Raw genomic sequence first — 23,361 nt, 5'->3', positions numbered from 1 at the left:
CTTATCCGCCCCCGCCTAGATGAGAGACCGGCCCAACCAGGAACCTGGAACATGCTGGATTTTATCTACCTCGCCATCGCCCTCGGCTTCTTCCTGCTGATGGCCGCCTATGCCCGCTACACCGCGCGAGGCTAGGCCATGCTTGATCTCCTTCTGGGCGCCTCTGTCGCCCTCGCCCTCGCCGTCTATCTCGTGCTCGCGCTGCTGCAGCCCGAGAAGTTCTGACGCGCCCTCCCTCCCTGAAAGTCCCTCGCCATGACCGCTCTCGGCTGGCTCCAGATAGCCATCATCCTCGCGCTCGTCCTCATCGCCGCCGTGCCGCTCGGCGCCACTATGGCGCGGCTGTACGCCGGTGAGCGCACCCTGCTCTCGCCCGTGCTCGGCCCGCTCGAGCGTGGCCTCTATCGCCTTGCCGGCGTCGACCCCAAGGCCGAGCAGAGCGCGCTGGGCTACACGCTCGCCATGCTCGCCTTCAACGCGGCGGGCGTCGTCCTGCTCTACGCGCTGCTGCGCCTTCAGGGCCTGCTGCCGCTGAACCCGCTGGGCTTCGGTGCGCTGTCGCCCGACCTCGCCTTCAACACGGCGGTGAGCTTCGTCACCAACACCAACTGGCAGTCCTATGGCGGCGAGACCACGATGAGCCTGTTCAGCCAGATGGCCGGGCTCACCGTGCAGAACTTCCTCTCCGCCGCCACCGGCCTTGCGCTCGCCGTCGCGCTGGTGCGGGCCTTTGCCCGCTCGAACGCGCCCGGCCTCGGCAATTTCTTCGTCGATATGACGCGCTCGGTGCTCTACATCCTGCTGCCGCTGGCCATCATCACCGGCCTCGCGCAGGTGGCGATGGGCGTGCCGCAGACGCTTGACGCAAGCGTCGCCGCCACCACGCTGGAGGGCGCGCAGCAGACCATCGCGGTCGGCCCCGTCGCCTCGCAAATGGCGATCAAGCAGCTCGGCACCAATGGCGGCGGCTTCTTCAATGTGAATGCCGCTCACCCCTTCGAGAACCCGACGCCGTTCAGCAACGCGCTGGAAATCTGGCAGATGCTGGTGATCTCCGCCGCGCTGGTCTTCGCCTTCGGCCGTCTGGTCGGCGACCGCCGGCAGGCCCGCGCGTTGATCGGCGTCATCGCCATCATCCTCATCGCCGGCGTCGCCGTCGCCTATTGGGCGGAAGCGGCCGGCACCCCCTCGCTGGTCGCGGCGGGGCTCGACCCGGCGGGCGGCAATATGGAGGGCAAGGAGGTCCGCTTCGGCCTCGCCGCCTCCGCGCTGTTCGCCACCGTCACCACAGGCCTGTCGGACGGCGCGGTGAACGCCATGCACGGCTCCTTCACCCCGCTCGGCGGGCTGGTGCCGATGTTCATGATCCAGCTCGGCGAGATCCTGCCGGGCGGCGTCGGCTCCGGCCTCTATGGCCTGTTGGTCATGGCGATCATCGCCGTCTTCGTCGCCGGCCTGATGGTCGGGCGCACGCCGGAATATCTCGGCAAGAAGATCGAGGCGAAGGAGGTGAAGATGGCCATTCTCGCCGTGCTGATCCTGCCCACCGCCATTCTCGGCTTCTCAGGCGTAGCCGCCGTGCTGCCGGACGCGCTGGCCGGGCTCGGCAATGCCGGCCCGCACGCACTGTCGGAAATCCTCTACGCCTACTCCTCGGCGGCGGGGAATAACGGCTCGGCCTTTGGCGGCCTCTCCGCCAACTCGCTTTGGTGGAACACCACGCTGGGCCTTGCCATGCTGCTCGGGCGCTTCGCCTATATCGTGCCGATGATGGCGATCGCCGGCTCGCTCGCCGGCAAGACCCGGCTCGCCGCCTCCTCCGGCACCTTCCCGACCCACGGGCTGCTTTTCGTCGGCCTTCTCACCGGCGTCATCCTCATCCTCGGGGGTCTCCAGTTCTTCCCCGCTCTCGCCCTCGGCCCCATCGCCGAGCAGGTGCAGATGCTGGCCGGCAAGACCTTCTGAACGACCGCGACCGGAGACCTCTCATGTCCACGCATAATCCTGCGAAGACCGGCTCCGCCTTCGCCTCGCCCGAGCTGATCGGGCGGGCGCTGCGCGACGCGGTGTTCAAGCTCAACCCCGTCCTGCTCATGCGCAACCCGGTGATCTTCGTCACCGAGGTGGTGGCGGCCCTCGTCACCGTGCTGTTCCTGCGCGATTTCCTCGTCGGCAATCCTCTGGCCTTCACCGGCCAGATCATGGCCTGGCTGTGGTTCACCGTGCTGTTCGCCAATTTCGCCGAGGCCATCGCCGAAGGGCGCGGCCGCGCCCAGGCGGATTCCCTGCGCAAGGCGCGCACCGACACGGTGGCCAAGCGCATGCGCAGCGCCACCGACCGCGCCAATGTCGAGCGCGTCTCCGCCCTCGACCTCAAGCTGGGCGATCACGTGCTGGTCGAAGCCGGCGACCTCATTCCCGGCGACGGCGAGATCGTCGAGGGCATCGCCTCGGTGAACGAGGCCGCCATCACCGGCGAGAGCGCGCCCGTCATCCGCGAGAGCGGCGGCGACCGCTCGGCGGTCACCGGCGGCACCACCGTCATCTCCGACTGGATCGTCGTGCGCATCACCGCCGCGCCCGGTTCCTCCTTCCTCGACCGCATGATCGCGCTGGTGGAAGGCGCCGAGCGGCAGAAGACGCCGAACGAGCTGGCGCTCTCCATCCTGCTCGTCGGCATGACGCTGATCTTCCTCATTGCCGTCGTCTCGCTCGCCGGGCTCGGCCGCTATTCGGCCGCCGACGTGCCGGTGCCGGTGCTGGTCGCGCTGCTCGTCACGCTGATCCCCACGACCATTGGCGGCCTGCTCTCGGCCATCGGCATCGCCGGCATGGACCGGCTGATCCGCCACAATGTGCTCGCCATGTCCGGCCGCGCGGTGGAGGCGGCGGGCGATGTCGACACGCTGCTGCTCGACAAGACCGGCACCATCACCTTCGGCAACCGCATGGCCTCGGAGATCATCCCGGTGCCCGGCATTAGCGAGCCCGAGGCGGCGCTCATCGCCGTGCAGGCGAGCCTCGCCGACGAGACCGCCGAGGGCCGCTCGATCCTGGAGCTGGCGCGCGAGAAATACGGCATCACCACCGAAACGGCGGCGATGGCGGGGGCGAGCTTCGTGCCCTTCACCGCCGCCACCCGCCTCTCCGGCGTCGATGTCACCGGGCGGCGCATCCGCAAGGGCGCGGTCGACGCGGTGAAGCGCTTCGTCCATTCGGTCGATGCCAACGCCTCCACCGGCATCGCCGCTTTTGACGCGGCGGTGGACAAGATCGCCCGTTCCGGCGGCACGCCGCTGGGCCTCGCGGAGAATGGCCGCCTGCTCGGCGTCATCCACCTCAAGGATGTGGTGAAGCCCGACATCAAGGAACGCTTCGCCGAGCTGCGCCGCATGGGCATCCGCACGGTGATGGTCACCGGCGACAACCCCGTCACCGCCGCCGCCATCGCCTCGGAAGCGGGCGTCGACGATTTCATCGCCGAGGCCACCCCGCAGGACAAGCTCGCCTATATCCGCACCGAGCAGCGCCATGGCCGGCTCGTCGCCATGTGCGGCGACGGCACCAATGACGCCCCGGCGCTGGCCCAGGCCGATGTCGGCGTCGCCATGCAGTCCGGCACCCAGGCGGCGCGCGAGGCCGGCAACATGGTCGACCTCGACAGCGACCCGACCAAGCTCATAGAGATCGTCGGCATCGGCAAGCAACTGCTGATGACGCGCGGCGCGCTCACCACCTTCTCCATCGCCAATGACGTGGCGAAGTACTTCGCCATCATCCCGGCGCTGTTCATCGCCGCGATCCCGGAACTCGGCCTGCTCAATGTGATGGGGCTTCACTCGCCGCAGAGCGCCATTCTCTCGGCGGTGATCTTCAACGCGCTCATCATCATCGCGCTGATCCCGCTCGCCTTGCGCGGCGTGCCCTACCGTGCCCAGCCCGCCGCCACCGTGCTCGCCCGCAACCTCGCCCTCTATGGCGGCGGCGGCGTCATCCTGCCCTTCATCGGCATCAAGCTCATCGACCTCGCCGTCGCCGCGCTCGGCCTTGCCTGACCCGTCTTCGTCATCCCGGCCGAAGCGAAGCGCAGAGCCGGGATCGTTCTCCGATTTCCAGCGATCCCGGATCGGCCTTCGGCCGTCCGGGATGACGCCGATGAATGACAAGGAACTTCATCATGCTAACCCATCTTCGCCCGGCACTGACGCTGCTCATCGCCTTCACCCTCCTCACCGGCATCGCCTACCCGCTCGCCATGACCGAGGCTGCGCAGGCGCTGTTCCCCAGCGAGTCGCGCGGCTCGCTCATCACCCGCGACGGCACCGTGGTCGGCTCGTCACTGATCGGCCAGGGTTTCGCCGGCGCGACCTATTTCCACCCGCGCCCCTCGGCGGCGGGCAACGGCTATGACGCCTCGGCCTCTTCCGGCACCAATCTGGGGCCGACCAGCGCCAAGCTGGCCGAGCGGCTGAAGACGGATGCCGACGCGCTGCGCGCGGCCGGCCTCACCGGCCCGATCCCGGCCGATGCCGTCACCACCTCGGGCAGCGGGCTCGATCCGCACATCTCCCCGGCCTATGCGCTGGCGCAGGTGCCGCGCGTCGCCGCCGCCCGCAAGGTGGAGCCGGCGCTTGTCCGCGATCTCGTGAACGCGCACATAGAGGGACCGCAGTTCGGAGTGTTCGGTGATCCGCGCGTCAACGTTCTCGCCCTCAATCTGGCGCTCGATGCCAGCGCCCCGGCGCCGCGCCCGCAATAGAGCCCCGCAATGAGCGCGGAAAAACCCTCCCGCGCCGACCCGGAAGCCCTGCTGGCCGCCGCCGAACGCGAGGCGCGCGGCCAGCTGCGCATCTTCCTCGGCGCCGCGCCGGGGGTCGGCAAGACCTATGCGATGCTGAACGCCGCCCGCGCCGCCCGCGCGGGCGGCCGCGACGTTGTGGCGGGCATCGTCGAGACCCATGGACGGGCGGAGACGCAGGCGCTGGTCGAGGGGCTGGAGATCCTCCCGCGCAAGGGCATCGCCTATCGCGGCCGGCTGGTGCCGGAATTCGATCTCGATGCCGCTCTCGCCCGCCGCCCCTCGCTGCTGCTGGTCGACGAATACGCCCATTCCAATGTCGAGGGCTCGCGCCACCCCAAGCGCTGGCAGGACGTGCAGGATCTGCTCGCCGCCGGCATCGATGTGTGGACCACGCTCAACATCCAGCATGTGGAGAGCCTGAACGACGTGGTCCAGCGCATCACCGGTGTGCGGGTGCGCGAGACCGTGCCGGACCGGGCGCTGGAGAAGGCGGACGAGATCATCCTCGTCGATCTACCCTCGGACGAGCTCATCAAGCGCCTCGCCGACGGCAAGGTCTATGTCGAGGACACCGCCACCCGCGCGGTGCAGAGCTTCTTCAAGCCGAGCAACCTCACCGCCCTGCGCGAGCTGGCGCTGCGCCGCGTCGCCGCCCGCGTCGACAGCGATCTCGTCGAGCGCATGCAGGGTTCGGCGATTGCCGGGCCGTGGGCGGCCGGCGAGCGGCTGCTGGTCTGCGTCGGGCCGGACAGCGCGGCCGAGCGGGTGGTGCGCGAGGCCAAACGTCTCGCCGACCTGCTCGACGCGCGCTGGTTCGCCGTCACAGTGGAACGGCCCGGCCATGTGCTGCCGACCCATGAGCGCGCGCGGCTCGACGCCGGCATGCGGCTCGCCGAGACGCTGGGGGCGGAGACGCGGGCGCTGGTCGCCAACGACATTCCCGGCGAGGTGCTGCGTGTCGCTCGCTTCGAGAACGTCACCCAGATCATCGTCGGCAAGGCGCGCCGGCGCTGGCTGCTGCCGCTGCGGCGCTCGCTGGCCGATGCGCTGGTGCGGGCGAGCGACGGCATCGCCGTGCATGTGGTCACCGCCGAGAGCCGCGATGCCGCACCCGACTGGCTGAAGCGCCTGCCGCCCGTCGGCCCGGTTCTCGGCTACGTCACCGCCACGCTCGGCGTCGCCGCCGCCACCGTGCTCGGCCTGTTCTTGACACGCTTCGTCACGCTGCCCAACGTGTCGATGCTCTATTTGCTCGCCGTGCTGCTGCCGGCGCTGCTGCATGGCGTCTGGCCGGCGATTCTTGCCTCGGGCCTGTCCTTCCTCGCCTATAATTTTTTCTTCATCGACCCGGTCGACACCTTCACCGTGGCGCGCCCGCATGAGCTGCTGGCGCTGCTGATCTTCCTCATCGTCGCCATCATCATCTCCGCCATCGCCGGCCGCGCGCGCGAGCAGGCGCGCCTTGCCGCCCGGCGGATGCGGGCAACACGGCGGCTCTATGATTTCACCCGCAAGCTCTCCGCCCTGCCGGACGAGGCGAAGGTGGCGGAGGCCGCGACGGTGGAGCTGCACGCCACGCTCGGGCGCGCCAGCGTCATTCTGGTCGGGCGCGACACCGGCCTCGCCATTGCCGCCGCCTGGCCGCCGGAAGACCGGCTCGACACCGCCTCCATGACCGCCGCCGCCTGGGCCTATGAGCGCGGCGAGCCCGCGGGCGCGGGCACCGGCACGTTGCCGACCGCGCCCTGGCTGTTCCGCCCGCTCGGCGGCACGGATGGCAGCCCGGCCGGCAGCTCGCGCATCGGCGTCATCGGCATCGAGCAGGACAGCGCCGCCCCGCCGCTCGACACGGAGAGCGAGGGTCTGCTGGGCACCCTGGCCGAACAGACCGCCGCCGCGCTGCTGCGCACGCGCCTGTCGGCAGAAGTCACGCGGGTGCGGACGGCGGCGGAGACCGAGCGGGTGCGCAACATCCTGCTCGCCTCGATCAGTCATGATTTCCGCACGCCGCTCGCCTCCATCCTCGGCGCCGCCACCAGCCTGCTCGACTACGGCCCGGACATTCCCGCCGAGGCCCGGCAGGATCTTCTGGCGCAGATGCGCGACGAGGCGGAAAATCTCGACCTCATGGTGCGCAACCTGCTCTCCATGACGCGGCTGGAAGCCGGCGCGCTCGACATGAGGCGGGACTGGGTGGATGTGGTGGAGCTGATGAACCGGGCGGTGGCGGCGGTGAAGAAGCGCGGGGCGACGCAGCGTTTCGTCGTCACCGCCGCGCCCGACCTGCCGCTCATCGAGGCCGACCCGAACCTGATGGACCAGGCGCTCGGCAATGTCGTCGCCAATGCGGTGCGCTATGCCGGGCCGACCGCCCGCGTCGGCCTCTCCGCGACCGTCATCGAGGGTCAGATGGTCATCGCCGTCACCGATGACGGGCCGGGCATCCCCGCCGAGACGCTGCCGCATGTGTTCGAGAAGTTCGTGCGCGCCCCGCGCGGGGCCGGCGATGGTGGCGACGGCTCGGGGCTGGGCCTTGCCATCACCCGCGGCGTGGTCGAGGCGCATGGCGGCTCGGTCTCCGCCCGCAGCCCGGCGCCCGGCCAGCGCAACGGCACGCGCATCGCGCTGCGCCTGCCGCTGCCGGCACAGGCGGCGCAGGAGGCGGGAGCGGAGGAGCCGTCATGAGCGCGGGCACGGTTCTGGTGGTCGATGACGAACCGGCGATCCACCGCTTCATGGCGCCAGCACTCGCCGCGAACGGCTATGAGGCGTTGCGGGCGGAGGACGGGATGCAGGCCCTCGCCCAGGTCGCCAATCGCCGGCCGGACGCGGTGATCCTCGATCTCGGCCTGCCGGACATGGACGGCAAGGAGGTGATCCGCCGCCTGCGCGAATGGTCGGCGGTACCCATCCTCGTGCTCTCCGCCCGCGACCGCGAGGCCGAGAAGATCGAGGCGCTGGACCTCGGCGCCGACGACTTCATCAACAAGCCCTTCAGCATGGGCGAGCTGATGGCCCGGCTGCGCGCGGCGCTGCGCCACCGCATGCAGGAGAAGGGCGAGACGCCGGTGCTGCGGCTCGGCGCGGTCGAGATCGACATTCCCCGCCACCGCGTCACCCGCGAGGGGGCGGAGGTGAAGCTGACGCCGAAGGAGTTCGACCTCCTCGCTTTCCTTGCCCGCCATGGCGGCAAGGTCGCCACCCACCGCCACATCTTGCGCGCGGTGTGGGGCCCGGCGCATGAGCACGACACGCAATATCTGCGGGTCTATGTCGGCCAGCTCCGCGCCAAGATCGAGGACGACCCGACCAATCCCGCGCTGATCGTCACCGAGCCGGGCGTCGGTTACCGCATGGGCGGGTAACCGGTTTCACGCCACGGGCGCGGGCAGGAAGTCGCTCTCCAGCGCGGCGATGCTCGGCAGGCACAGATCGGCGGCGCTCGCGAGGCTCGCTTGGCTCCCCGTGCCGGTGAGCACGCCGATGCGCCAGCCCGCCCCGGCGGCGCGAGCCATTTCCATGTCGTGCAGATTGTCGCCGACCACCGCGATCTCCGTCGGGGCGATGCCGGTCAGGGCGGAAAAGCCCAGCACCATGCCGGGCCCCGGCTTGCTGCCGAAGCCGCTGTCATAGCCGATCACCACCCGCACATGGGCCTCAATGCGGAAGGTGCGCAGCGTGGCGAGAATGGCGGCCTCGCTGTCGCTGCTGGCGATGCCGAGCACCAGCCCGCGCGCGGTCAGCCGGCCGAACAGCGCGGCAAGGTCGGTCACCGGCACGGCAAGGGCGGCCGACTGGGTGAACAGATCGTCGAGCTGGCGGGTCAACGCCCCCACCTCATGCGGGCTGCCGGCCGCCACCCAGGCCTGCGCGATCTCGCGGGTATTGCCGGCCGCGAGCAGGCTGTCGGCCCGCGTGCGCCCGCTCGACCGGTCGACGCCGCCGAGATCGAGCAGCCGCGCGGCGAGATCGGGATCGCCCGCCCCGGCGAGCGCGGCGGCGGCGCGGTTGATGCCGCCCCAGGTCTTTTCATAGTCGAGCAGCGTCCCGTCCTTGTCGAACAGGATGGCCCGCAGCATACGCGCCTCGCTCATCGGATCAGCGTCACGTTGCGCACGCCTGCCAGCACGAGCACCAGCCGCACCAGCAGCAGGCAGGCCACCACCACCGCCATGATGCAGACCGAGAAGGCCGCCGCCTGGTTCACCGCGCCGCGATCGGTGAGCTGGAGCACGGAGACCGCCGCCACCTGCGTCGAGGGGGTGATGAGGAAGATCACCGCCGAGAGCGAGACCATGGCGCGCATGAAATAGAACACGCCGATGCCCAGCAGCGTCGGCCAGATCAGCGGCAGCGTCACCTTCCACAGCGTGCGCAGCACCCCCGCGCCGAGCATGGTCGAGGCCTCGTCGAAGCTGCCGCCAATCTGCCCGAGGCTGGTGGAGCTGATGAGGAAGGCCTGGCTGTGGTTGTAATAGACGTTGAGGATGATGATCAGCGCGAAGCCGCCATAGAGCAGGTTCAGCGGGTTCATCGGGTTGTTGAAGGTCAGCACATAGCCCAGGCCGAGCACCATGCCCGGCACCGCCGAGGGCAGCACCGCCAGCAGCGACAGCGCGCCGGTGAAGGAATTGCGGAACTTGTTGACGACAATGGCCGCCGCGCCCGCCAGCAGCACGCCGAGCAGGGCCGTCGCCAGCGCCACGGCGATGCTGTTCCACAAGGGCGCGATGCCGTTCTGCACGTCGAACTGGTAGTGCTTCAGCGTGAGCTGCATGTTGTACGGCCACAGCCGCACGAAGCTGGCGAAGATCACCACGCCGACCACGGACAGCATCAGCGCGGCCACGGTGTAGAGATAGACGCCGAAGCCGAGGTCGCGCCGCCAGCTCGGGCGTATCACCAGCGGCACCGATTGCGCGGTCAGCAGCGCGTGCTGGGCGCGGGTCAGGCGCTTTTCCAGCACCTTGGCGATCACCGCCGGCACCAGCAGCACCACGCCGATCACCGCGCCCAGCCCGAACTGCGCCTGGCCGATCACCTGGTTGTAGATCTCGGTGGCGAGCACGTTGAAATCGCCGCCGATCACCATCGGATTGCCGAAGTCGGTCATCACCAGCGTGAAGACGACGAAACCGGCCGCCGCGAGGCCGAAGCGGGTCGCCGGCAGCGTCACCGTACGGAAGATGCGCAGCGGCCCGGCCCCCATCACGGTGGCGCTCTCATAGAGCCGGCCATCGGCGATGGCGAGGGCGGCGGAGAGAATGAGGAAGGCATAGGGGAAGGCGTAGAGCAGGTTGGCGATCGCCGTGCCCCAGAAGCCGTAGATCTCGATTCCCGCATCGAAGAAGCGGTTCAGCGCGCCATTGCGGCCGAGCAGCAATATGAGCCCCTGCGCCTGCACCAGCGACGGCGCGAAGAGCGGCATCAGCGCGATGATGCGCAGCACGCTCTTGCCGGGCACCTGGGTGCGCTGGATGCCATAGGCGTAGAGATAGGCCAGCGACACGGCGAGCACGGTGGCGAGCGCCGACATGGCGACGCTGTTGCGCACCAGCTCCCAGAACCGCGCGGTGGACAGCGTCGCGGCGAAATTGCCGAGGCCGAAGCCCGCTGCCGTGTCGAAACTGCGCAGCAGGATCGACAGCAGCGGCAGCAGAAAGAACAAAGCGAGCGGAAGGGCGACCGCCGCCGTGAGCAGGCGCGAGACCCGCGCATCGGTGAACCAGCGGCGGCGACCGGCGGCAGGATAGGCGTCCGACATCACGCTCATGCCAGCACCCGCAGCGCATCGGCCGGCAGATGCAGCGTCACCGCCTGGCCGGCCGCCGGCACGCGCGAGCGGCCATGCAGCTCGGCGATCACCGGCGCGCCGCCGGCGGGGGTTTCGACGGAGACCCGCGTAAGATTGCCGAGGAAGGCGACATCGAGGATGCGGCCGGGCACGATGTTCTCGCCGCGCGCCTCCGGCCCGCCGATCACCACCTGCTCGGGCCGAAGGCCGACGCTGCGCGCGGCGCCGGTGGCAGAGTTGGCGACGACCAGCGGCACCTCGGCGAAGACCGGGCGGCCTTCGCTCCCCGGTGTCACCTCGAGAATGTTCATGCCGCCGATGAAGCTGGCGACGAAGGGCGTCGCCGGGTTGTCGTAGAGCTCGCGCGGCGCGCCGGCCTGCTCGATCACGCCCCGGCTCATCACCACGACGAGGTCGCCCATGGCGAGCGCCTCCTCCTGGTCATGCGTCACCATGATGGTGGTGATGCCGAGCCGCCGCTGCACGGCGCGGATCTCCACCCGCAATTCCTCGCGCACCTTGGCGTCGAGCGCCGAGAGCGGCTCGTCGAGCAGCAGGAGGCCCGGATCGGGCGCCATGGCGCGGGCGAGCGCCACGCGCTGCTGCTGGCCGCCGGAGAGCTGCGAGGGCAGCTTCGGCGCGTGCTCGGCCAGATGCACCAGCTTGAGCATGGCATCGACGCGCGGGCCGATCTCGGCCTTGGGCCAGCGGCGGCATTCGAGGCCATAGGCCACGTTGCGCGCCGCGCTCATATTGGGGAACAGCGAGTAGGACTGGAAGACGATGCCGAAATTCCGGTCCTTGGCGGGTGTGTGGATGAGATCCGTCCCGTTGAGGCGGATCTCGCCGCTATCGGCGCTCTCCAGCCCGGCAATGACCCGCAGAAGCGTGGTCTTGCCGCAGCCGGAGGGGCCGAGGAAGCAGACGAAGGTGCCGTTCGGCACGTCGAGGGAGACACGGTCGAGGGCCGTGACCCCCGCGAACCGTTTCGACACCTCCCGGATCGCGAGACTCATGGCCGTATCTCCCCCGCCCCGCGATCAGCGCTCGAACTTCTTCTGCCAGGTCTCGATGATGCGCGCCCGCTCGCTGGCCGCGGCCGCGAAATCGACCGGGAACAGCACCTTGGAGACATCCGCCGGCAGGCCGGCCTTGATGAAGCGCTCCGGCATGGTGCCGCCGGGCACGGTCACGATGGCCTTCCACTTGTAGTAGGAATCGGCGGCGTTCTTGCTCACCGTCCAGTCGAGGAAGCGCTTGGCGGCGTCCTTGTGCTTGGAGGCGGCGATCAGCGCATTGGCCTCCAGCTCGTTGCCGGCGCCTTCCGAGGCGATCACCATGGCGATCGGGTAGCCTTCCTCGATGTTCTTGATGGCGCGCAGCTCGAAGGAAGCGCCCACCGCATATTCGCCGGCCGAGGCGGCGTTGCAGGGCTTGGAACCGGACTTGATGTACTGCGCGACGTTCTTGTCGAGCTTTTCGAGGAAGGCCCAGCCCTTCTCCTCGCCCATCATCTGCAGCAGCGAGTCGACCTGGATATAGCCGGTGCCGGAGCTGGCCGGGTTCGGCATCACCACCTCGCCCTTGAACTTCGGGTCGGTGAGGTCGGCCCAGGAGGTCGGCATGGGCAGGCCCTTGGCGGCGAGGCGGTCCTTGTTGACGCAGAAGGCGGCCATGTAGCCGGTGACGGCGAACCACTTGCCGTCCTTGTCGCGGAACCGCTCGGCGATCGCCTCGACGCCCTTCGGCTTGTAGGGCTCGAGCGTCGCGGCAATGCGCGGATCAACCATTGAGGTGACGGCGAAGCCCCAGAGCACGTCATGCTGCGGGTTGCCGGATTCGGCGATGATGCGCGCGGCGAGGTCGCCGGTGGACATGCGCAGCATCTTCACGTCGAGGTCCGGCAGCGACTTCTTCGCCTCGGCAAGGAAGGCCGCGGCCTCGTCCTCCTCATAGGCGGTGTACACCGTGATCGTCTCGGCGGAGGCGATGCCCCCCAGCATGGTGAGAGCGGCTGCCGTCAGCAGCGCACGCCCGGCCTTCATCGTCAGCATGGTCCCACTCCGGTTTTTATTGGCTCTTTGCGCCGGAAAGTCTCATTTCGATCAAATGTCGATCAAAATGTAATATTTCCAACATTCCGAACGCTAGAATCGAATCAGCGGGGTGTAAAGTCCAACTTCGATGCGGCGCGCGCTCAGGATATGTGCAGTTCCACGCCCGCCTGCGCCATCAGCGCGGTGAGCGCGCCGCCGGGCTGTGCATCGGTCACGAAGGCCGAGACATCGGCCACATTGCCCAGCTCCACCAGCGCCGTGCGGTCGAACTTGCTGCTGTCGGCGGTGAGGATGATCGAACGCGCCAGCTTCATCGCCGCCCGCACCACCGCGACCTCGTTATGGTCGTCATCGGAGAGCCGCCCGTCCGATTCCACGCCGGAGACGGCGATGATCGCCACGTCGAAGCGGAAGCGGCGGATGAAGTCCACCGCGCCCTCGCCGAACACGCTGCCATCGACATTGCGCACGAAGCCGCCGGGCACGGCGATGGTGAAATCGGTGCGATCCGCCAGCAGCGTCGCCGCGCGCAGGCTGTAGGTGACGACCTTGAGGTTGGAGCGCGCCACCAGCGCCTCCGCCACCGTCTCGCAGGTCGTGCCGGTGTCGAGGAACAGCGAGGCGCCGTCCGGGATCAGCTCGGCGACGCGGGCGGCGATGCGGCGCTTGGCCTCGACGCGCTCGACCCGGCGCTGGCGGTAGGTCACCGCGTCGATGGCGGCCATCGAGATGGCGGCGCCGCCATGATAGCGGCGCACCTTGCCGGCAGCAGAGAGCTCGGCGATGTCGCGCCGCACGGTCTGGGTGGTGATGCCGAAACGCTCGGCGAGCTGCTCCACCGAGGCGTAGCCGACCTGCTCCAGCAGCAGCAGCACCGCGTTCTGCCGGCGGCTCTTCTTGTCGCCGGCCACCGGCTCGGGAACGCCGGGCCGGGGGGCAGGTGGAGAGATGTTCATCGCTGGACCGGGCGCGCAGGAAAGGACACGCCCTTATGGCGCCGAAGCGCCCCCGCTTTCAAGCCGGGCCTGCCTCAGCGCCGCCGCAGGCACGGTTCCAGACGCGGCGGCTCAGCGCCGCCGCACGGTCAAGCATCTCACGCGGCGGCTCAGCGCCGCCGCTCCAGCGCCGCGAAGAACAGCACGGTGAGGCTCAGCACGATCAGCAGCAGCGCGAAGGCGGCCGCCGCGCCCTCATTGAGGTGCAGGCCGAGAAAGGCGCGGCGATAGGCGAAGAAGCTCAGCACCTCCGTCGCATTCCCCGGCCCGCCCTTGGTGAGGATGTAGGGCAGGTCATAGGTGCGGAACTCGTTGATGAGCTGGATGATGACGGCAATCGCCGCCACCGGCCGCAGCATGGGCAGGGTGATGAACCAGAACTGCTGGAACGGGCTCGCCCCGTCCACCTCCGCCGCCTCATAGGGATCGCGCGGCAAAGCGGCGAGGCCGGCGGCGAGGATCAGCACCACGAAGGAGGTCTGCTGCCACACATCGATCGCCGCCATGGTCCACAGCGCAAGGCCCGGATCGCCCAGCCAGTCGACGCGCGGCAGGCCCATCGCCTCCAAGGTCTGGTTGACGATGCCGAGATTGGGCTGGAGCAGCATGCGCCAGATCAGCGCCACGCTCACCGGCGACATCGCCATGGGAATGGTCAGCACGGCGAAATAGACCGGCTTCATCGTCACGGTGCGGTTCAGCATCAGGGCGATGCCGAGACCGATGGCGAATTCGGCGGCGACGGTGACGACCGAGTATTTGATGGTGAGCCAGACCGCGCTCCAGAAGATCGGCTCGCTCATCACCACGATGAAGTTCTTCAGCCCCACATAGGGCGTCAGCATCGGCTTCAGCAAGGTGAGCGAGGAGATCGAGATCAGGCCCGCATAGACCAGCGGGAAGCCCATCACCACGGCGAGCGTCAGCAGCCCCGGCGCGGCGAAGGCCCAGCCGGTGCGCCAGTCCCGATCCGCGAAAGCCGGTCGTGCCATAGGTGAGAGTCCCTGGATCTTGCGTGAAACTTCGGAAAAGAACGGTGCGCCGGACCGAGGGGGAGGCCGGCGCACCGTGGCCTGAAGGGGTCGGCCGAGATGCCTCGCGGATGCGAGGAAGAGGACGCGGGGACCGCAAGGCTGCACGACAGCCCCCGCGCGATGTTCAGGCGAACAGGCTCACTTGCTCATGAGCTGGGTCAGGCCATCGGCAGCCGCCTTCAGCGCCTCCTCGGGCTTGGCCTGCCCGCCGGCGGCGAGCGAGAGCTGGGTGCCCAGCACGTCCTCGTACTGCGCCGAATAGGCGAAGATCGGGAAGGACTTGCCGGTGGCGACGATGTCGAGACCGGTCTTGTAGAACGGGTACTTCTTCAGCACCGCCGCGTCCTCGAACACGTCCGAGCGCACCGGCGCATGGCCCTGCATGGCGCGGGCGATGGAGGTCTTCTTGCCCTGCACCCACTCGATGAACTTCCAGGCCGCGGCCTTGGACTCATCCGAGGTGTTCTTCGGGATGCCCCAGCCCCAGCCGCCGCTCTCGCCATGGCCGCCCGGCATCACGCTGAGCGCCAGCTTGCCGGCCACCGCCGGGCACTTCTCGGCATTGTCGAGCTGCGGCAGCATCCACCAATAGGTGACCATGCTGAATGCCTTGCCCGCGCACATCAGCCGCATCGTGTCGTCGAGCGTGGCCGAGAGGGCGCCCTGCTGCGCGCCGTTCTGGATGTTGTCGGCGTAGAGCTTGAGCGCGGTGAGGCCCGCCTCGCTGTTCAGCACCACCTTGCGGCTGCCGTCGAGATAGGCGCCGCCCGAGGAGAACAGGTAGTTGGAGAACTCCATCGCGTTCGGGTCGCCGCGCTGGCCCTGCATGGCCGCGCCGACCACGTCGCCGCCCTGCGCCTTGAAGAACTTCGACAGCGCCACATAGTCGGCGAGCGTCGCCGGCAGAGCCAGCTCCTTGCCGGTCTTGGCCTTGTAGTCCGCCTTGACCTTGGCATCGTTGATGAGGTCGGTGCGGTAGATCAGGCCCATCGAGTAATTGTACATGGGCAGGATCGGCAGCGCGTCCGGGGTGCGGCCGAGCAGATCGAGCATCGAGGGGATGAACGGCTTCAGGTCAAAGCCGGACTTCTGCACATAGGGGTTGAGATCTTCCAGCCAGCCGGCGGCGGGGAACTCGCCGGCCCAGAGGAAGTCGACCTCCAGCACGTTGTAATAGCTTTCGGGAGCGACGAGCTGCGCGACCAGCTTGTCGTGCATGTCGCCATAGCCGATCTTCTCGAACTCGACCTTGATGCCGGTTTCCTTGGTGAATTCCGGCAGCAGGCTCTCGATGATCTGCGTCTCCGGCACGTCCTCCATGAGGGCGCGCAGGGTGATCGGGTCGGCGAAGGCGGGACTGGCGGCGGCCAGCATGCTGGCGCCGAGCAGCGCCCGGACGATACGGCGTCTCATCTGCATGTCGTCTCTCCTGTTCCGTCTGGAGCGGGTTCGCCCGCTGGCTTGGCGCGTGCCGGAAGGCACGGCGGTCGGTATCCGGCGGCGGTCATTTCACGCTGCCGAAGGTGAGGCCCTGAACGATGAAGCGCTGGATGAAGCGCGAGGCGATGACCAGCGGCAGCACCGCCAGCACCACGCCCGCCGAGACCTTGGCGATCTGCACGCCATTGGAGGTCTGCAGCGAGGCGAGCGCGACGGGCACGGTGGCCGTCTGCGGTCCGCTCAGCACCAGCGCGAAGAGAAATTCGTTCCAGGTCATGATGAAGCCGAGCACGCCGGCCGCCGCGATGCCCGGCAACGAGACCGGCAGCACGATGCGCCAGAACGCGCCCCAGGGCGTCGCCCCATCGGTCTGCGCCGCCCATTCGAGATCGACCGGGATGCCCTCGAAGAACCCCATCAGCACCCAGATGAGGAAGGGCAGGTTGATCGCCGCATAGACGATGATCAGGCCGGTCAGCGAATTGGTCAGCCCCACCATGCGCAGCAGCGCGAAGGCCGGCAGCACGATGGCGACGGGGGGCAGCATCTGCGTCGCCAGCACCGCGAAGCGCCCGCCCTGCCCGCTGGTCTTGAAGCGGGCGAAGGCATAGCCGGTCATGCAGGCGAAGGGCAGCGCGACGATCACCGAGCCGACGGAAACGATCAGGCTGTTGAGATAGGACTGGCCGTAGCGGGTGGAGGTAAACAGCGCGACGTAATTGTCGAGCGTCGCCGCCGGCATCAGCTCCGGCGAGTAGGACATGGATTCGGGCAGGAAGCTGGTGCGCACCACCCAGAGCAGCGGAATGAGGATGACGGCGCAGGTGAAGAAAAGGCCGGCATGGAGAGCGATGCGCCGCATGATCCCGTTCCCCCGCCCGCTCAGTTGGCCACGCGCCGGAGCGAGGGGCGGGGCAGCGCCCGCGTCGTCTCCGGGTCGAACAGATGCATGGGCCGCGCATCGACATAGAGCGGCACGGTGGCGCCGACCGGCGCGGTGAAATGGCGCGACAGGCGGGCGGCGACTTCCACCGGCGCGCCGCCTTGCGTGCCCACGAGCTGACCGACGAGGATGTTCTCGACGCCGAGCGATTCCATCGCCACCACCGTCACCTCGATCGGCTGGTAGCCGGGCGCGGGAGCCTCATGCAGGTCTTCCGGCCGCAGGCCGAAGATCACCGCGCGCCCGGCCGCCGGGGCATAGGCGTCGCGGTGCTGGGCGGGGACGGCGATGTTCAGCCCGTCGGCGCGCACCACCAGCCCGTCGCCCTGCCCTTCCAGCCGCGCCGGGATGAGGTTCATCGGCGGCGTGGCGAGGAAGCGGGCCACGAACGTGTCGACCGGGTCGGCATAGACATCGAGCGGCTTGCCGACCTGGATCATCCGCCCGTCGCGCATGATGCAGATGCGGTCGCCCATGGTCATGGCCTCCACCTGGTCATGGGTGACATGGACGATGGTGCGCCCGAGCCGGCGGTGCAGCTTCACGAGTTCGAGCCGCATTTCGGCGCGCAACTGCGCGTCGAGATTGGACAGCGGCTCGTCGAGCAGGAAGGCGACGGGATCGCGCACAATGGCGCGGCCGAGCGCGACGCGCTGGCGCTGGCCGCCGGAAAGCGCGGCGGGCTTGCGGTCGAGATAGGAGGTGAGGCCGAGCAGGCCGGCCGCTTCCTTGATCTTCTCCTCGATGACGGGGCGGGCGACGCCGCGCATCTTCAGGCCGAAGCCCATATTCTCGCGCACGCTCATATGCGGGTAGAGCGCGTAGGACTGGAAGACGACGGCGATGTTGCGGTCGCGCGGCGGCACATTGGTCACGCTGCGCCCGCCAATGCGCAGATCGCCCGAGGTGATGCCCTCGAGGCCGGCGATCATGCGCAGCGTGGTGGATTTTCCGCAGCCCGACGGGCCGAGGAAGATGACGAATTCGCCATCCTCAATCGTCAGGTCCACGTCCCGCACGCCATAGGCGCCGTTGGCGTAGAGCTTGGAGACATGATCGAGTTCGATCGACGCCATCAGACTTCCCTTGTCCGGCGCCGGCCTGTGCGCGACCGACCGCCAGAAGAAACAAATTCAAACATTTCGCCTAACGCAAACAGGCGACCCGCTGGGGCCGCCTGTAAGGAATCGCATCAGGTTGTGTAGACGCCGCCGGTGACGTTCACGCCCTGGCCGGTCATGAAGCGCGCCTGCTCGGAGGCGAGGAAGACGACGACATCGGCGACGTCCTCCGGGTGCTCCAGCCGGCCGAGCGGGGTCTGGGCGATGTAGTCCGCGACCACCTGCTCGGGGGTGACGCCGCGCAGCTTCGCCTCCCACTCGACCTCGCGGCTCTGCATGCCGGTGGCGACGAAGCCCGGACACACCGCATTGACGCGGATGCCCTTCGGCGCGAGCTCGCGGGCCAGCGCCTGCGTCCAGCCGAGCACGGCGAATTTCGAGGCGGAGTAATGCGCCAGCAGCGGCGCGCCGACCTTCGCCGCCAGCGAGGCGGTGTTGACGATGCAGCCCTTGCCCTGCGCCACAAAGTGCCGGGCGGCGATCTGGTTGGTGAGGAACACGCCGCGCGTGTTCACATCGAAGTTGAAATCCCATTCCTCGTCGGTGAGGTCGAGCGCCGGATTCATGGTGGAGACGCCGGCATTGGCGATCAGCAGGTCGCAGCCGCCGAGCGCCTCGAGCGCCGCGGTGAAGCCCGCCTCGACCGATTCGCGCCGGCGCACATCGATGGCCACCGCCACCGTGCCGGCACCGAGGGCGGACGCCGCCGCCTGCGCCGCGTCGAGATTGATGTCGCCGATCGCGACCTCAACGCCCTGCTTCACCAGCGCCGCGCAGATCGCCCGCCCGATACCCGTCGCCCCGCCGGTAACGAAGGCCTTGCGGCCCTTCAGCTCGGCATAGACGGGGGTCGGCGCGGTCAACGGGATCATGTTCGGCTCCTGAGGTTGTCGGGAGAATGTAACAAACATGAACGCACATCAAGGGCTAAAATGTGTTTGATTATGTTCGATCTCTCGGCTACAGATTCCCGACGCCGGGGCGTATCCGGGTCCGCAAAGCCGCCACTGGCGCGACCGGGACGTCCAATTGAGCAGGAGCGAGCATGGCCGGGGACCGACTGCCCGACACTCACAGGACCGAGCCGCCCCTGCCCGTCCCGCCGGAAGCGCGGGCCGAGGCTGGCGATGAGCGCCAGCGCCTGCTCTCGCCCACCCGCCACGCCCGCATTCTCGACCAACTCAGCCTCGCCGGCTCGGTCAGCGTCAGCGCGCTCGCCGCCACGCTCGGCGTCTCCGACATGACCATCCGCCGCGATCTGGTCGAGCTGGAGCGCGAGGGGCGCCTCGTGCGCGTGCATGGCGGCGCGGTGCTCAACGACATGCCCGCCAGCGTCGCCATGGACAGCGAGGAGCCGAGCTTCGACGCGCGCCTGCGTCGCGGGGCCGACGCCAAGGCGGCGATTGCCGCCTATGCCGCCAACATCGTCGCCGGCTACCGCACGCTGGCGCTGGATGTCGGCACCACCACCTTCCTGATGGCCGCGCATCTGCGCGAGGTCGCCCATCTCAAGATTTTCACCAACAGCCTGCGCGTCTCCACCGCGCTCGATGGCGCCGGCCCGGAGATCTACGTCGCCGGCGGGCGCGTGCGGCCGGAGGAAATGTCGGTCTATGGCCCGACCGCCGTCGCCCAGTTCGAAAAGCTGTGGTTCGACGCGGCGGTGATCGGCACCTCCGGCATCACGGCGGAGGGGTTCTTCGACTATTCCTTCGAGGACACCGACATGAAGCGCGTCTATCTGCGCCGTTCGGGCCTCAAGATCCTGCTCTGCGACAGCGCCAAGTTCCAGCGCATGTCGCTGGTTCAGGTCGGCGCCTTCGCCGACATCAACATGCTCGTCACCGATGCCGAGCCGCCCCCGCGCATCGCCGCCGCCCTCGCGGCCGCGCGGGTGGATGTGCGCATCGCCTCACCCGTCTCCGGCGCCTGACGGCGCTGTCCCGTTCCGGCGCCACGGCGCCGCCTGCCTGTTCTCAAGGAGTGAATCGCATGGTTTTCGAGTGCTTCGGCGACAAGAAGAAGGTCGTCATCGCCATGGCCCACATCGGCGCCCTGCCCGGCGCGCCGCTTTATGACGCCGATGGCGGCCTCGACAAGCTGATCGAGGGCGTGCTCGCCGATGTCGAGAAGCTGCAGGCTGGCGGCGTCGACGCCATCATGTTCGGCAATGAGAACGACCGCCCCTATGTCTTCAAGGGCTCGCCGGCCTCCATCGCCGCCATGAGCGCCATCGTGCAGGCGGTGAAGCCGAGCCTGAAGGTGCCGTTCGGCGTGAACTATCTGTGGGATCCGGTCGCCACCGTCGCCATCGGCTCGATCACCGGCGCGAGCTTCGTGCGCGAGATCTTCACCGGCCTGTTCGCCTCCGACATGGGCCTGTGGGAGCCGAACGCGGCCGAGGCGGCGCGGCTGCGCCATGACCTGAAGCGCGACGACATGAAGATGCTCTTCAACATCAACGCCGAGTTCGCCCACTCGCTCGACCAGCGCCCGATCGAGCTGCGCGCCAAGAGCGCGGTGTTCTCCTCGCTCGCCGACGCCATCCTGGTCTCTGGCCCGCTCACCGGCCAGCCGGCCGACCAGTCGCATCTGCGCAAGGTCGCCGAGACGGTCAAGGACGTGCCGATCTTCGCCAATACCGGCGTGAACATCGACAATATCCGCGACATCTTCTCGGTCGCCTCGGGCGTCGTCATCGGCACCCACTTCAAAGTCGACGGCAACACCTGGAACCCGGTGGAAGCCGGCCGCGTCGCCCGCTTCATGGATGTGGTGAACGCGATCCGCTGATCGCCCGCGCTCCCCGTCATCCCGGCCGGCTCACGCCGTCGCCGGGATGACGTCTTTTTCCGGCATTGACCTTGCCCACCGCGCCCGAGAGGTTCTCCCCCGATGAGCTCAGCCCAATGACCTGTGTTCTTGGCCTCGACATCGGCACCACCTCCACCATCGGCTTCCTGCTGCGCCTGCCCGGTGAGGTGCTCGGCGTCGTCTCGCGCCCGGTCACCCTGTCTTCGCCCCATGCCGGCTGGGCGGAGGAAGACCCGGCGCAGTGGTGGGCGAATGTCGGCGCCATCACCCACGAGCTCATCGATTCCATCGGCATCGACCCCACGGAGATCGCCGCCATCGGCGTCACCGGCATGCTGCCCGCCGTGGTGCTGCTGGATGCGGACGGCCGCGTACTGCGCCCCTCCATCCAGCAGAGCGACGGGCGCTGCGGCGCGGAAGTCGCGGAACTGCGCGCGGAGAAGGACGAGGCCGCCTTCATCAAGAAGGCCGGCAATGGCATCAACCAGCAGCTCGTCACCGCCAAGCTGCGCTGGATCGCCCGGCACGAGCCGGACATTTTCGCCCGCATCGCCACCGTCTTCGGTTCCTATGATTATGTGAACTGGCGCCTCACCGGCGAGCGGGCGGTGGAGCAGAACTGGGCGCTGGAGGCCGGCTTCGTCGATGTCTCCCGCCATGAGATCGACGACGAGCTGGTCGCCTGGGCGCGCATTCCGCGCAGCGCCGTGCCGCGCAAGACCGCCTCGCACGAGATCATGGGCCATGTGAGCCCCGAGGGCGCGGCCGCGACCGGCCTTGCCGCCGGCACGCCGGTCATTGGCGGCGCGGCGGACATGATCGCCTCGGCGCTCGGCGCCGGCGTCACCCGCACAGGCGACATCCTGCTGAAATTCGGCGGCGCGGTGGATATTCTCGTCGCCACCGATCAGGTGAAGCCCGATCCGCGGCTCTATCTCGATTATCACCTCATCCCCGGCCTCTATATGCCCAATGGTTGCATGGCGACCGGCGGCTCGGGGCTGAACTGGTTCGTGCGCAACTTCGCCGGCGGCGAGGCGGACGCCGCCGCCCGCGCCGGGCTGAGCCTGCACCAGCATCTCGACCGGCTCGCCGCGACGCGCCCGGCCGGGGCGGACGGGCTGACCATCCTGCCCTATTTCCTCGGCGAGAAGACCCCGATCCATGATCCCGCCGCGCGCGGCGTGATTGACGGGCTCACCCTCTCGCACGACATCGGCCATCTCTGGCGGGCGCTGCTGGAATCCTATGCCTATGCCGGCGCGCACCATGTCGAGGTGCTCCGCGACATGGGCCATGCGGCGACCCGCGTCATGGTTTCCGATGGCGGCTCGAATTCCCGCGTGTGGATGCAGATCGTCGCCGATGTGCTCGGCCAGCCGGTGCATCGCCTCAAGGGCCATCCCGGCTCCTCGCTCGGCGCGGCCTGGACGGCGGCGGTGGGCGTCGGCCTTGCCGACTGGGCCGGCATTTCTCGCTTCGTCAGCGAGGATGAGGTGATAGAACCCAACCTCGCCAACACCAAGACCTACCGCGCTGGCTATGCCCGCTACCGCGACCTCTACCGCCGCCTGTCGGCGCCGGCTGGAAAGGCCAAAGCATGAGCCTGAACGATGCCCGCCTGAACGATGCCCGCCTGAACGATGCCCGCCGCTTCCGCGCCGTCGCCTGGGACATTGACGGCACGCTGATCGACAGCGAGCCGCTGCACCACCGCGCCCTCCTCACCATTTGCGGCGAGCTCGGCGCCGACCTGTCGGACCTGCCGGATCAGGCGTTCTGCGGCACGCATATTCGCGATGTCTGGAAAATCCTGCGCCCGCGCCTGCCGGAGAGCACGGTGGAGGCCGAGTGGATCGCCGCCATCAACCGCTTCTATGTCGAGAACCGCGCCGAGCTGATGCTGCTGCCCGGCGCGGTCGCCACCATCCGCACGCTGGCCGGGCGCGGCGTGGCGCAGGCCTGCGTCTCCAATTCCAGCCGCCGCGTGGTGGACGCCAATATCGACGCGCTCGGCATCGCCGATAAGCTCGCCTTCTCCATCAGCCTCGACGATGTCGAGCACGGCAAGCCGAACCCGGAGCCCTATGCCCGCGCCTGCGCCCGCCTCGGCCTGCCGCCGGACCAGGTGGTGGCGGTGGAGGACAGCCTCGCCGGCGCCCGCGCCGCCCGCGCCGCCGGGCTGCACGTCATCGGCTATGGCAGCGCGGCGTTTGACGATATCGACCACGCCATCGAGGCCATTGACCAGGTGCTGGCGCTGTTCCCGCCCGCCTGACCGGCCGGATCATAGCCCCCCAACGCAAAATGGCCGGCGTCACCGCCGGCCATTTCCGTTTGATGCGTCACGCGTGAAGGCGTG

The 23,361-nt window shown here is 68.7% G+C and carries 20 protein-coding genes; 10 read left to right on the top strand and 10 right to left on the bottom strand.

All coding sequences use genetic code 11. The annotated features are described in order from the left end of the window. Nucleotides 1-138: 138 nt before the first annotated feature. The 6 genes from kdpF to OU996_RS10480 all read left to right on the top strand — a co-directional run bounded on the left by kdpF (nucleotide 139) and on the right by OU996_RS10480 (nucleotide 8,166). Nucleotides 139-225: a K(+)-transporting ATPase subunit F gene (gene kdpF, locus OU996_RS21440; RefSeq protein WP_420712757.1), complete on the top strand. Its 87-nt coding sequence runs from the start codon at nucleotides 139-141 to the stop codon at nucleotides 223-225. Between the two features lie 30 nt (nucleotides 226-255). Continuing rightward, nucleotides 256-1,965, top strand: coding sequence for a potassium-transporting ATPase subunit KdpA (kdpA, locus tag OU996_RS10500; RefSeq protein ID WP_267581552.1), 1,710 nt, complete (start codon nucleotides 256-258; stop codon nucleotides 1,963-1,965). A gap of 23 nt (nucleotides 1,966-1,988) precedes the next feature. After that, a complete protein-coding gene (gene kdpB / locus OU996_RS10495; RefSeq protein ID WP_267581551.1) occupies nucleotides 1,989-4,055 on the top strand; it encodes a potassium-transporting ATPase subunit KdpB in 2,067 nt (688 codons plus the stop codon). Nucleotides 4,056-4,177: 122 nt separating this feature from the next. After that, nucleotides 4,178-4,759 carry a potassium-transporting ATPase subunit KdpC gene (gene kdpC, locus OU996_RS10490; RefSeq protein ID WP_267581550.1) on the top strand — a complete coding sequence of 194 codons (582 nt, stop codon included), beginning with the start codon at nucleotides 4,178-4,180 and terminating at the stop codon, nucleotides 4,757-4,759. A 9-nt stretch (nucleotides 4,760-4,768) separates the two neighbouring features. Next, nucleotides 4,769-7,486 carry a sensor histidine kinase gene (locus OU996_RS10485; protein WP_267585535.1) on the top strand — a complete coding sequence of 906 codons (2,718 nt, stop codon included), beginning with the start codon at nucleotides 4,769-4,771 and terminating at the stop codon, nucleotides 7,484-7,486. Then, nucleotides 7,483-8,166: a response regulator gene (locus tag OU996_RS10480; protein WP_267585534.1), complete on the top strand. Its 684-nt coding sequence runs from the start codon at nucleotides 7,483-7,485 to the stop codon at nucleotides 8,164-8,166. The genes OU996_RS10485 and OU996_RS10480 overlap by 4 nt, the downstream gene beginning before the upstream one ends. 6 nt (nucleotides 8,167-8,172) lie before the next feature. On the opposite strand, the gene OU996_RS10475 is transcribed toward OU996_RS10480, so the two are convergent. From OU996_RS10475 to OU996_RS10430, 10 genes are all read right to left on the bottom strand, one after another. Continuing rightward, nucleotides 8,173-8,895: an HAD family hydrolase gene (locus OU996_RS10475; RefSeq protein WP_267585533.1), complete on the bottom strand. Its 723-nt coding sequence runs from the start codon at nucleotides 8,893-8,895 to the stop codon at nucleotides 8,173-8,175. Further along, nucleotides 8,892-10,574 carry an ABC transporter permease subunit gene (locus OU996_RS10470; RefSeq protein ID WP_267585532.1) on the bottom strand — a complete coding sequence of 561 codons (1,683 nt, stop codon included), beginning with the start codon at nucleotides 10,572-10,574 and terminating at the stop codon, nucleotides 8,892-8,894. Before OU996_RS10470 ends, OU996_RS10475 begins: the two co-directional genes overlap by 4 nt. After that, nucleotides 10,571-11,611 (bottom strand): ABC transporter ATP-binding protein, encoded by a 1,041-nt coding sequence (locus OU996_RS10465; RefSeq protein WP_267585531.1) that lies wholly within the window; start codon nucleotides 11,609-11,611, stop codon nucleotides 10,571-10,573. The genes OU996_RS10470 and OU996_RS10465 overlap by 4 nt, the downstream gene beginning before the upstream one ends. Nucleotides 11,612-11,635: 24 nt before the next feature. After that, nucleotides 11,636-12,649 carry an ABC transporter substrate-binding protein gene (locus OU996_RS10460; protein WP_267585530.1) on the bottom strand — a complete coding sequence of 338 codons (1,014 nt, stop codon included), beginning with the start codon at nucleotides 12,647-12,649 and terminating at the stop codon, nucleotides 11,636-11,638. A gap of 143 nt (nucleotides 12,650-12,792) precedes the next feature. Beyond that, entirely contained in the window at nucleotides 12,793-13,608 is an 816-nt protein-coding gene (locus OU996_RS10455; RefSeq protein WP_267585529.1) for a DeoR/GlpR family DNA-binding transcription regulator, read from the bottom strand. A 149-nt stretch (nucleotides 13,609-13,757) separates the two neighbouring features. After that, complete coding sequence (locus OU996_RS10450; protein ID WP_267585528.1) at nucleotides 13,758-14,639, bottom strand: carbohydrate ABC transporter permease; 882 nt, start codon at nucleotides 14,637-14,639, stop codon at nucleotides 13,758-13,760. Between the two features lie 180 nt (nucleotides 14,640-14,819). Continuing rightward, entirely contained in the window at nucleotides 14,820-16,100 is a 1,281-nt protein-coding gene (locus OU996_RS10445; RefSeq protein WP_267585527.1) for an extracellular solute-binding protein, read from the bottom strand. A gap of 85 nt (nucleotides 16,101-16,185) precedes the next feature. Next, entirely contained in the window at nucleotides 16,186-16,983 is a 798-nt protein-coding gene (locus OU996_RS10440) for a carbohydrate ABC transporter permease (RefSeq protein WP_267585526.1), read from the bottom strand. 20 nt (nucleotides 16,984-17,003) lie between these two features. Further along, on the bottom strand, nucleotides 17,004-18,140 hold the full coding sequence (locus tag OU996_RS10435; protein ID WP_267585525.1) for an ABC transporter ATP-binding protein: 1,137 nt from the start codon (nucleotides 18,138-18,140) through the stop codon (nucleotides 17,004-17,006). 116 nt (nucleotides 18,141-18,256) lie between these two features. After that, on the bottom strand, nucleotides 18,257-19,057 hold the full coding sequence (locus tag OU996_RS10430; protein WP_267585524.1) for an SDR family NAD(P)-dependent oxidoreductase: 801 nt from the start codon (nucleotides 19,055-19,057) through the stop codon (nucleotides 18,257-18,259). Between the two features lie 173 nt (nucleotides 19,058-19,230). Here OU996_RS10430 and OU996_RS10425 point away from each other — a divergent pair, with 173 nt between their 5' ends. The 4 genes from OU996_RS10425 (at nucleotide 19,231) to OU996_RS10410 (ending at nucleotide 23,277) form a co-directional block, all read left to right on the top strand. Next, complete coding sequence (locus OU996_RS10425) at nucleotides 19,231-20,118, top strand: DeoR/GlpR family DNA-binding transcription regulator (protein ID WP_267585523.1); 888 nt, start codon at nucleotides 19,231-19,233, stop codon at nucleotides 20,116-20,118. A gap of 59 nt (nucleotides 20,119-20,177) precedes the next feature. Continuing rightward, nucleotides 20,178-20,978: a BtpA/SgcQ family protein gene (locus OU996_RS10420; RefSeq protein ID WP_267585522.1), complete on the top strand. Its 801-nt coding sequence runs from the start codon at nucleotides 20,178-20,180 to the stop codon at nucleotides 20,976-20,978. A 116-nt stretch (nucleotides 20,979-21,094) separates the two neighbouring features. Continuing rightward, nucleotides 21,095-22,603, top strand: coding sequence for an FGGY-family carbohydrate kinase (locus OU996_RS10415; protein ID WP_267585521.1), 1,509 nt, complete (start codon nucleotides 21,095-21,097; stop codon nucleotides 22,601-22,603). After that, entirely contained in the window at nucleotides 22,600-23,277 is a 678-nt protein-coding gene (locus OU996_RS10410; protein WP_267585520.1) for an HAD family hydrolase, read from the top strand. Before OU996_RS10415 ends, OU996_RS10410 begins: the two co-directional genes overlap by 4 nt. Nucleotides 23,278-23,361: the final 84 nt, after the last annotated feature.

Source organism: Ancylobacter sp. SL191 (genome assembly GCF_026625645.1).
Taxonomy (GTDB): Bacteria; Pseudomonadota; Alphaproteobacteria; order Rhizobiales; family Xanthobacteraceae; genus Ancylobacter.
Note: the sequence above shows the minus strand (reverse complement) of the source record. Positions and strands in the feature narration are given on the sequence as shown.

Bases quoted from the DNA above. Each gene is read 5' to 3' on its own strand.
- OU996_RS10460 (WP_267585530.1), bottom strand. From the start codon at position 12,649: ATGCTGACGATGAAGGCCGGGCGTGCGCTGCTGACGGCAGCCGCTCTC.
- OU996_RS10420 (WP_267585522.1), top strand. From the start codon at position 20,178: ATGGTTTTCGAGTGCTTCGGCGACAAGAAGAAGGTCGTCATCGCCATG.
- OU996_RS10435 (WP_267585525.1), bottom strand. From the start codon at position 18,140: ATGGCGTCGATCGAACTCGATCATGTCTCCAAGCTCTACGCCAACGGC.
- OU996_RS10470 (WP_267585532.1), bottom strand. From the start codon at position 10,574: ATGAGCGTGATGTCGGACGCCTATCCTGCCGCCGGTCGCCGCCGCTGG.
- OU996_RS10485 (WP_267585535.1), top strand. From the start codon at position 4,769: ATGAGCGCGGAAAAACCCTCCCGCGCCGACCCGGAAGCCCTGCTGGCC.
- OU996_RS10445 (WP_267585527.1), bottom strand. From the start codon at position 16,100: ATGCAGATGAGACGCCGTATCGTCCGGGCGCTGCTCGGCGCCAGCATG.
- OU996_RS10440 (WP_267585526.1), bottom strand. From the start codon at position 16,983: ATGCGGCGCATCGCTCTCCATGCCGGCCTTTTCTTCACCTGCGCCGTC.
- OU996_RS10450 (WP_267585528.1), bottom strand. From the start codon at position 14,639: ATGGCACGACCGGCTTTCGCGGATCGGGACTGGCGCACCGGCTGGGCC.
- OU996_RS10430 (WP_267585524.1), bottom strand. From the start codon at position 19,057: ATGATCCCGTTGACCGCGCCGACCCCCGTCTATGCCGAGCTGAAGGGC.
- OU996_RS10415 (WP_267585521.1), top strand. From the start codon at position 21,095: ATGACCTGTGTTCTTGGCCTCGACATCGGCACCACCTCCACCATCGGC.
- OU996_RS10425 (WP_267585523.1), top strand. From the start codon at position 19,231: ATGGCCGGGGACCGACTGCCCGACACTCACAGGACCGAGCCGCCCCTG.
- kdpC (WP_267581550.1), top strand. From the start codon at position 4,178: ATGCTAACCCATCTTCGCCCGGCACTGACGCTGCTCATCGCCTTCACC.
- kdpA (WP_267581552.1), top strand. From the start codon at position 256: ATGACCGCTCTCGGCTGGCTCCAGATAGCCATCATCCTCGCGCTCGTC.
- OU996_RS10465 (WP_267585531.1), bottom strand. From the start codon at position 11,611: ATGAGTCTCGCGATCCGGGAGGTGTCGAAACGGTTCGCGGGGGTCACG.
- kdpF (WP_420712757.1), top strand. From the start codon at position 139: ATGCTTGATCTCCTTCTGGGCGCCTCTGTCGCCCTCGCCCTCGCCGTC.
- kdpB (WP_267581551.1), top strand. From the start codon at position 1,989: ATGTCCACGCATAATCCTGCGAAGACCGGCTCCGCCTTCGCCTCGCCC.
- OU996_RS10480 (WP_267585534.1), top strand. From the start codon at position 7,483: ATGAGCGCGGGCACGGTTCTGGTGGTCGATGACGAACCGGCGATCCAC.
- OU996_RS10475 (WP_267585533.1), bottom strand. From the start codon at position 8,895: ATGAGCGAGGCGCGTATGCTGCGGGCCATCCTGTTCGACAAGGACGGG.
- OU996_RS10410 (WP_267585520.1), top strand. From the start codon at position 22,600: ATGAGCCTGAACGATGCCCGCCTGAACGATGCCCGCCTGAACGATGCC.
- OU996_RS10455 (WP_267585529.1), bottom strand. From the start codon at position 13,608: ATGAACATCTCTCCACCTGCCCCCCGGCCCGGCGTTCCCGAGCCGGTG.